We start from the raw sequence: 7,048 nt of genomic DNA on the forward strand, positions 1-7,048 counted from the left end.
GCGGCGTGAGAACCGAAAATAATGTCCAAAATTACTGGACCAGATCAAGCCCGCTCCCACATTTGCTCCTCTGTGTGGCGAACATCCCATACATGTCCGTGAAAGGGGCGGCCCAGTCAATCCATCATTCGCGGTATCCTGAACACCCTGATACCGGACGCTTTTCCATGCTGGTGATTTCCAACAACGTGCATCTGCCGGATGCCGAGATCGAATTGACGGCCATTCGTGCGCAAGGCGCCGGTGGGCAGAACGTCAACAAGGTCTCCAGCGCCGTGCACCTGCGCTTCGACATTCCGGCCTCGTCCTTGCCCGAGTTCTACAAGGAGCGGCTGCTGGCGCTGCGCGACAGTCGCATCACCAGCGAAGGCGTATTGATCATCAAGGCCCAGCAATACCGTACGCAGGAGGCCAACCGCGCCGATGCGCTGGAGCGGCTGACCGAGTTGATCCTCAGCGCCATCAAAGTGGAAAAGAAACGCCGCCCGACCAAGCCGACTCTCGGTTCGAAGAAGCGTCGTCTCGAATCCAAGACCAAACGCGGCAGCATCAAGGCTGGACGCAGCAAGGTGGATTTCTAGCGGGTGTCCCGTTCTTCGCGGTGCTTTTCATCAAGGTACTTTGGCGTTTGCCGGTACAAATGGATACTCAGTGCCAAACCACTCAGAGCGGCCAACGCGGCAAACAGGAAGATCGAGGCAAACCCGAATCCAGCCGCAATCGCACCCGCCAGCGGCCCGGTAATCCCCAGCGACAAATCGATAAACAGTGAATACGCACCAACCGCCGCGCCACGGCTGGAGGCGGGCACCAGGTTGACCGCTTCCACGCCCAACGCCGGGAACACCAACGAAAAGCCGAAACCGCTCAACGCCGCGCCGGCCAGTGCCCAATGGGCATCGGGTGCCAGCCACAGCAGCAACAAACCAAGGGTTTCCACCGAGAGGCAGGCAATCGCCACGCGAAAGCCGCCGAGGCGGTTGATCAGATTGCCAAACAGCAGTCGCGCGCCAATGAAACTGGCGCCGAACAGGCTCAGGCACAGCACCGCGTTGGACCAGTGCTGAGTGGCGTAATACAGCGTGATGAAGGTAGCGATCGTGCCAAAGCCGATGGAGCCCAAGGCCAGACCACAACCATGAGGCAGCACGCGCCCCAGCACGTGCATGAAGGGCAGGCGTTCGCCGACAACGATCGGTGCAGCGGTTTTTGGCCAGGCCAGCGCCAGGCCCAGAACAGCCAGCAGCACGATGCTCACGCCCATGCTCCACAAACCCAACTGACTCACCAGCAGCACCCCCAACGGCGCGCCGACCGCCAGCGCGCCGTAGCTGGCGATGCCGTTCCAGGAGATGACTTTGGCGGTATTCGCCGCGCCGACCCGGCCGATGCCCCAGCCGATCGAACCGGAACCGACCAGGCTTTCCGCGCTGCCGAGCACCAGTCGGCCGATCAACAGGCTGATCAGGCTCAACGTCGGCAGGCTTTGCGTCCAGACCGAAATCAACATGAACACACCGCTCAAACCACAGCCGGCGAGGCCGTACATCACCGCCAGTTTGCTGCCCTTGTTATCGATGATGCGCCCGGCGTAAGGGCGACTGAGCAGGGTAGCCAGGTATTGCACGCTGATCACCAGCCCGGCGATCACGGCGCCGAAACCGAGGTCGCTGTGGACGTAGCCCGGCAATACGGCCAGGGGAATGCCGATATTCAGGTAACCGATGAAAGTGAACAGGACGATTGAAACGACTTGCAGCGTGACCGCCATGGGGCGCTGGGTTTCTGGCATGGGTAAAGGTCCACGGGGGCAGCTGGATAGATAGGCTGCTTATGATAACGGCGAGGGCGGTCGCGGGTCGTGGAAAAAGTAAAACTATTTGCCGGATGGGGATAATCAGGATTTTGCGGGGGCAACCAGTTGTGTCGTGACCAGGGCGGCCAAAGCGTTTTCTTCGCTGCCGAAGCGGGCGAGCAGGGCGGCCTGTTTCTCCGGGGAGAGGCGGCTCCAGATCTCGATCATTTTTTCGGCGGTGCCGATCAGGACGCTGGCCTGCAGCTCTTCATCAAAAGGAGGAGTGAATTCATCGGTCATAGGGACGGCTCAAGATTCAGGCGGTGTGGAAAGCGCATATTAGCGCTTTCCACACGGTCTGGTCGTGCGGGTGTATCAGTCTTCGCTGTCGGCCTGGCGGCGTTCAGGTGCTTCTTTCGTCTCGGGCTGTTGGGCACCGGCTTGTTGCGTGGTTGTCTGCTCAGTTTCGTGCAGGCTTGGGAAGGGGAGATTAGGGATCTCGTGCATGTCGCGCTCCTCGCTAAGTCTGTTGATAGATCTGGTAGATCCGCGCTTTTAAAAAAGCCTGCGCAGGATACAGCAGGAGAAATGACAAATAGACTTTTATATCCAATTGTTGCGACGGATGGGATTGTCTAGACAGGTCAGCAAGAGGGGGCGACACCATTCAAATGTGGGAGCGGGCTTGCTCGCGAAAGCGGTGTGTCAGGCAACGATGATGTCGACTGACACTCCGTCTTCGCGAGCAAGCCCGCTCCCTCAGGGGGACTTGCAGTGCTTGATGGTTACTTGCAGACCTCAGCGATAGCTTCGGCCAGCAAGTCCAGACGCGTCGCATCAATCCCGGCAACGTTCGCCCGGCCTGAGCTGACCATATATACGCTGTGGCGTTCGCGCAATTGCTTGACCTGTTCCGGCGACAAACCGGTGTAGGAAAACATACCGCGTTGCACACCAATGTGCGCAAATCGCTCGCGCAAGCCGTGGGGTTCAAGGGCTTCGACCAGACAGCTGCGCAACTGGGCGATACGCAAACGCATGGCTTCCACTTCGTCGGCCCAGCGGCTTTTCAGCTCTGGATCGCCGAGGATGGTCGCGACCACTGCAGCGCCATGATCCGGTGGCGTCGACCACAGGTTACGGGCGATGTTGGCCAGTTGGCTGCGGATATCCACCAACTTGTCGGCGGTTTGTGCGCAGACAATCAGTGCGCCGGTGCGGTCGCAGTACAGGCCGAAGTTCTTCGAGCAGGAACTGGTGATCAGCACTTCCGGCAACTCGGCGGCGAACAGGCGGGTCGACCAGGCATCTTGCTCCAGGCCGTCGCCGAAACCCTGATAGGCGAAGTCGATCAGTGGCAGCAAATCGCGACTGCGCACCACGTCCAGCACCCGACGCCAATCGTCATGGGACAGATCGAAACCGGTCGGGTTGTGGCAGCAGGCATGCAGCAGCACCACATCGCCCTTGGGGGCTTCATTGAGCACCGCCAGCATCGCTTCCACATCGAGACGGTTATCGCTGCCCACGTACGGGTAATGACTGACCTTCACCCCGGCCGCCGCGAAAATGGTTTCGTGGATCGGCCAGGTCGGGTTGCTCAACCACACGCCACGGCCCGGCAGGCATTGGGCGATGAAGTCGGCGCTCAAACGCAATGCGCCAGTGCCGCCCGGCGTTTGAGTGGCGCCGGCCCGTTGTTCGGCGATCAGCGCCGAATCAGCGCCAAGCACCAACTCGTTGATGACCTTGCCGAACGCTACATTGCCGTGGCCGCCGATGTAAGTCTTGGTGGATTGACGATCCACCAGGTGCTGCTCGGCGAGCTTCACCGCTTCGGGGATTGGCGTCAGGCCCTGGGCGTCTTTATAGACACCCACGCCGAGGTCGAATTTGCGCGGGTTAGGGTCCAGCGCATAGGCCTCCATCAGGCCGAGAATCGGGTCGCCGGGTACTCGACCGATGGCGTCGAAATGCATTATTTGCGGCCCTCGGCGTTCTTCGCCACTTCGTCAGTGCGCGCGGCCATGATGAAGTCGTTGCGGTGCAGGCCTTTGATGGAGTGGCTCCACCAAGTCACGGTGACTTTGCCCCACTCGGTCAGCAGGCCCGGGTGGTGACCTTCGGCCTCGGAGATTTCACCGACGGCGTTGGTGAATGCGAGGGCGTGTTTGAAGTTCTTGAACAGGAATACTTTTTCCAGTTGCATCACGCTGTCGCGGACTTCGATGTTCCAGTCAGGGATTTGCTTGATCAGGATCGGCAATTCTTCGTCGCTGACCTGAGGGGCGTCGGCGCGGCAGGCTTCGCAGTGGGCTTGGTTCAGAGCGTTCATGGTGTGTTCCTGAATTCGATTCTTGTTGGAAATTACTATCTTTGCGCGCAAGTCGCGAGCGGGATCTGCTCAGGCCGCTTTGGGCTTTGGCGGAAATTTCGGCGTGTGCAACCCCAGCTGCATACCTTGCTTGACCATGCCCATGATGTCTTCGTGGGCCAGATCGAACAGGCGCTTGAGGTTCGGCAGAACAAAGTACAACGGTTGCAAGATGTCGATGCGGTACGGCGTGCGCATGCATTCCAGCGGATCGAAGGCCTGATGCTCCGGCTCGTCCGACAGGCAGTAAACGGTTTCTTTGGGCGAGGATAGAATGCCGCCACCGTAGATGCGCAGGCCCTGTGGCGTGTCGACCAGGCCGAACTCGATGGTCATCCAGTACAAGCGCGCCAGGTACACGCGTTCTTCCTTGGAAGCCTGTAGGCCAAGTTTGCCGTAGGTGTGGGTGAATTCGGCGAACCAGGGGTTGGTCAGCAGCGGACAGTGACCAAAGATCTCGTGGAAAATGTCCGGCTCTTGCAGGTAATCCAGCTCTTCGCGGGTACGAATAAACGTCGCCACCGGGAACTGCTTGTTCGCCAGCAATTCGAAAAAGGTCTGGAAGGGAATCAGTGCGGGGACTCGGGCAACCTGCCAGCCGGTGGTTTCACCGAGGACCTTGTTGATTTCACCGAGTTGCGGAATGCGGTCGTGGGGCAGACCGAGTTTTTCGATACCGTCCAGGTATTCCTGGCACGCACGGCCCTCGACCACTTTCAGTTGGCGAGTGATCAGCGTGTTCCACACCGCGTGTTCTTCGGCGGGGTAGTCGATAAAACCTTGCGCATCGGGCTCACGAGCCACGTATTGCGTCTGCTTCATGCTGCTCTCCTGCTAGGGGATTTGTTCTTGTTGTGTGTACAGCTATAGACCTAGAAATACCCCGAGGAGTGCGGTGTTGCAGCAGGTGATCGTCGTTGCATGTAGGAAAAATCTGCGTTTTTCGTAAAATATTCGTTACGGATTGGCTGCTAGGGCGCAAGTATTGATATTTGCGGGTTTGAAATGGCGCACGGGTGTCACATAATCTTGACGACTATTTGAATGCCTCGGCAGAAACATACGTCGGTCTGCCAAGGATTGAACACTGTGATACCCCTGTGGGAGCGGGCTTGCTCGCGAAGGCGGTCTGTCTGATACATCACTGTTGGATGGTCCGACGCTTTCGCGAGCAAGCCCGCTCCCACAGGTTGTGCGCTCGGCATCAATCTCACTCACCGTTTTTCGGGCCTTTATATGCGTATCAAAGTTCACTGCCAGAACCGCATCGGTATCCTGCGCGACATTCTCAACCTGTTGGTCGAGTACGGGATCAACGTCGCTCGCGGCGAAGTGGGCGGTGAGCACGGCAATGCGATCTATCTGCACTGCCCGAACCTGATCAACATTCAGTTCCAGGCGTTGCGTCCGAAGTTCGAGGCGATTGGCGGGGTATTCGGCGTCAAGCGCGTAGGGCTGATGCCCAGCGAACGTCGGCATATGGAGCTCAATGCCTTGCTTGGGGCTCTGGAGTTTCCTGTGCTGTCGATCGACATGGGCGGCTCCATCGTCGCGGCCAACCGTGCGGCGGCGCAGTTGCTCGGGGTGCGGGTGGACGAGGTGCCCGGGATTCCACTGTCGCGGTACGCCGAGGATTTCGATTTGCCGGAACTGGTGCGCGCCAACAAGTCGCGGATCAACGGCTTGCGGGTCAAGGTCAAGGGCGATGTGTTTCTCGCCGACATCGCGCCGCTGCAGTCGGAGCATGACGAAAGCGAGGCCATGGCCGGTGCGGTGTTGACGTTGCACCGGGCGGATCGGGTGGGCGAGCGCATCTATAACGTGCGCAAGCAGGAGTTGCGCGGCTTCGACAGCATTTTCCAGAGCTCGAAAGTGATGGCGGCTGTGGTGCGCGAGGCGCGACGCATGGCGCCACTGGATGCGCCGCTATTGATAGAAGGTGAAACCGGCACCGGCAAAGAGTTGTTGGCGCGGGCCTGTCACCTGGCGAGCCCGCGTGGGCAATCACCGCTGATGGCGCTCAACTGCGCCGGTCTGCCGGAGTCCATGGCCGAGACCGAATTGTTCGGCTACGGCCCCGGCGCCTTCGAAGGGGCGCGGGCCGAAGGCAAGCTCGGGCTGTTGGAACTGACGGCGGGCGGTACGTTGTTTCTCGACGGCGTCGGCGAAATGAGCCCGCGCTTGCAGGTGAAATTGCTGCGCTTTCTGCAGGACGGTTGCTTCCGTCGTGTCGGCAGCGATGAAGAGGTCTATCTGGATGTGCGAGTGATCTGCGCGACTCAAGTGGACTTGTCCGAGCTGTGCGCTCGTGGTGAGTTTCGCCAGGATTTGTACCACCGCTTGAACGTGCTTTCGTTGCACATCCCGCCACTGCGCGAATGCCTCGACGGACTGGCGCCGCTGGTGGAGCACTTCCTCGATCAGGCCAGTCGGCAGATCGGTTGCCCGTTGCCGAAACTGGCCCCGGCGGCGATGGAGCGGCTCAGTCACTATCACTGGCCGGGCAATGTGCGGCAGTTGGAAAACGTACTGTTCCAGGCAGTTTCCCTGTGCGACGGCGGCACCGTCAAAGCCGAGCACATTCGTCTGCCGGACTACGGCGTGCGTCAGCCGCTCGGCGATTTTTCCCTTGAGGGTGGTTTGGACGAGATTGTCGGGCGCTTCGAAAAAGCGGTGCTGGAGCGCTTGTATTCCGAGCACCCGAGCAGTCGGCAACTGGGCAAGCGGTTGGGGGTTTCGCATACGACCATTGCCAATAAGTTGCGCGAATATGAAGTCGGCAAGTCTGAGTCATAGCTAATAGTTGTTTGGTATGTAACGGCCCCTTCGCGAGCAAGCCCGCTCCCACATTTGATCTGTGCACGCAGGACAAATAATGA

8 protein-coding genes are annotated in these 7,048 nt (G+C 59.4%); 2 read left to right on the top strand and 6 right to left on the bottom strand.

Annotated features, from left to right (window positions below):
• Positions 1-167: 167 nt before the first annotated feature.
• Positions 168-581 (top strand): alternative ribosome rescue aminoacyl-tRNA hydrolase ArfB, encoded by a 414-nt coding sequence (arfB, locus tag IC37_RS28515; protein WP_030131492.1) that lies wholly within the window; start codon positions 168-170, stop codon positions 579-581.
• Here arfB and IC37_RS28520 read toward each other — a convergent pair.
• From IC37_RS28520 to phhA, 6 genes are all read right to left on the bottom strand, one after another.
• On the bottom strand, positions 578-1,792 hold the full coding sequence (locus IC37_RS28520; protein WP_030131493.1) for an MFS transporter: 1,215 nt from the start codon (positions 1,790-1,792) through the stop codon (positions 578-580). The two genes, arfB and IC37_RS28520, sit on opposite strands and share 4 nt — an antisense overlap.
• A gap of 105 nt (positions 1,793-1,897) precedes the next feature.
• A complete protein-coding gene (locus IC37_RS28525) occupies positions 1,898-2,095 on the bottom strand; it encodes a hypothetical protein (protein ID WP_030131494.1) in 198 nt (65 codons plus the stop codon).
• Positions 2,096-2,170: 75 nt separating this feature from the next.
• Positions 2,171-2,302 carry a hypothetical protein gene (locus IC37_RS30775; RefSeq protein WP_007902501.1) on the bottom strand — a complete coding sequence of 44 codons (132 nt, stop codon included), beginning with the start codon at positions 2,300-2,302 and terminating at the stop codon, positions 2,171-2,173.
• A gap of 278 nt (positions 2,303-2,580) precedes the next feature.
• Positions 2,581-3,774 (bottom strand): amino acid aminotransferase, encoded by a 1,194-nt coding sequence (locus IC37_RS28530; RefSeq protein ID WP_030131495.1) that lies wholly within the window; start codon positions 3,772-3,774, stop codon positions 2,581-2,583.
• Positions 3,774-4,130, bottom strand: coding sequence for a 4a-hydroxytetrahydrobiopterin dehydratase (locus IC37_RS28535; RefSeq protein WP_007902503.1), 357 nt, complete (start codon positions 4,128-4,130; stop codon positions 3,774-3,776). The genes IC37_RS28530 and IC37_RS28535 overlap by 1 nt, the downstream gene beginning before the upstream one ends.
• A gap of 69 nt (positions 4,131-4,199) precedes the next feature.
• On the bottom strand, positions 4,200-4,991 hold the full coding sequence (gene phhA, locus IC37_RS28540) for a phenylalanine 4-monooxygenase (RefSeq protein WP_030131496.1): 792 nt from the start codon (positions 4,989-4,991) through the stop codon (positions 4,200-4,202).
• A gap of 414 nt (positions 4,992-5,405) precedes the next feature.
• Here phhA and IC37_RS28545 point away from each other — a divergent pair, with 414 nt between their 5' ends.
• On the top strand, positions 5,406-6,965 hold the full coding sequence (locus IC37_RS28545) for a sigma-54-dependent phenylalanine hydroxylase transcriptional regulator PhhR (protein ID WP_030131497.1): 1,560 nt from the start codon (positions 5,406-5,408) through the stop codon (positions 6,963-6,965).
• Positions 6,966-7,048 lie beyond the last annotated feature (83 nt).

This window comes from Pseudomonas sp. QTF5 (assembly GCF_000512695.2).
Taxonomy (GTDB): domain Bacteria; phylum Pseudomonadota; class Gammaproteobacteria; order Pseudomonadales; family Pseudomonadaceae; genus Aquipseudomonas.

Excerpts from the sequence above, each read along its gene's own strand:
- IC37_RS28545 (WP_030131497.1), top strand. The coding sequence starts at position 5,406 with ATGCGTATCAAAGTTCACTGCCAGAACCGCATCGGTATCCTGCGCGAC.
- IC37_RS30775 (WP_007902501.1), bottom strand. The coding sequence starts at position 2,302 with ATGCACGAGATCCCTAATCTCCCCTTCCCAAGCCTGCACGAAACTGAG.
- IC37_RS28525 (WP_030131494.1), bottom strand. The coding sequence starts at position 2,095 with ATGACCGATGAATTCACTCCTCCTTTTGATGAAGAGCTGCAGGCCAGC.
- phhA (WP_030131496.1), bottom strand. The coding sequence starts at position 4,991 with ATGAAGCAGACGCAATACGTGGCTCGTGAGCCCGATGCGCAAGGTTTT.
- arfB (WP_030131492.1), top strand. The coding sequence starts at position 168 with ATGCTGGTGATTTCCAACAACGTGCATCTGCCGGATGCCGAGATCGAA.
- IC37_RS28530 (WP_030131495.1), bottom strand. The coding sequence starts at position 3,774 with ATGCATTTCGACGCCATCGGTCGAGTACCCGGCGACCCGATTCTCGGC.
- IC37_RS28520 (WP_030131493.1), bottom strand. The coding sequence starts at position 1,792 with ATGCCAGAAACCCAGCGCCCCATGGCGGTCACGCTGCAAGTCGTTTCA.
- IC37_RS28535 (WP_007902503.1), bottom strand. The coding sequence starts at position 4,130 with ATGAACGCTCTGAACCAAGCCCACTGCGAAGCCTGCCGCGCCGACGCC.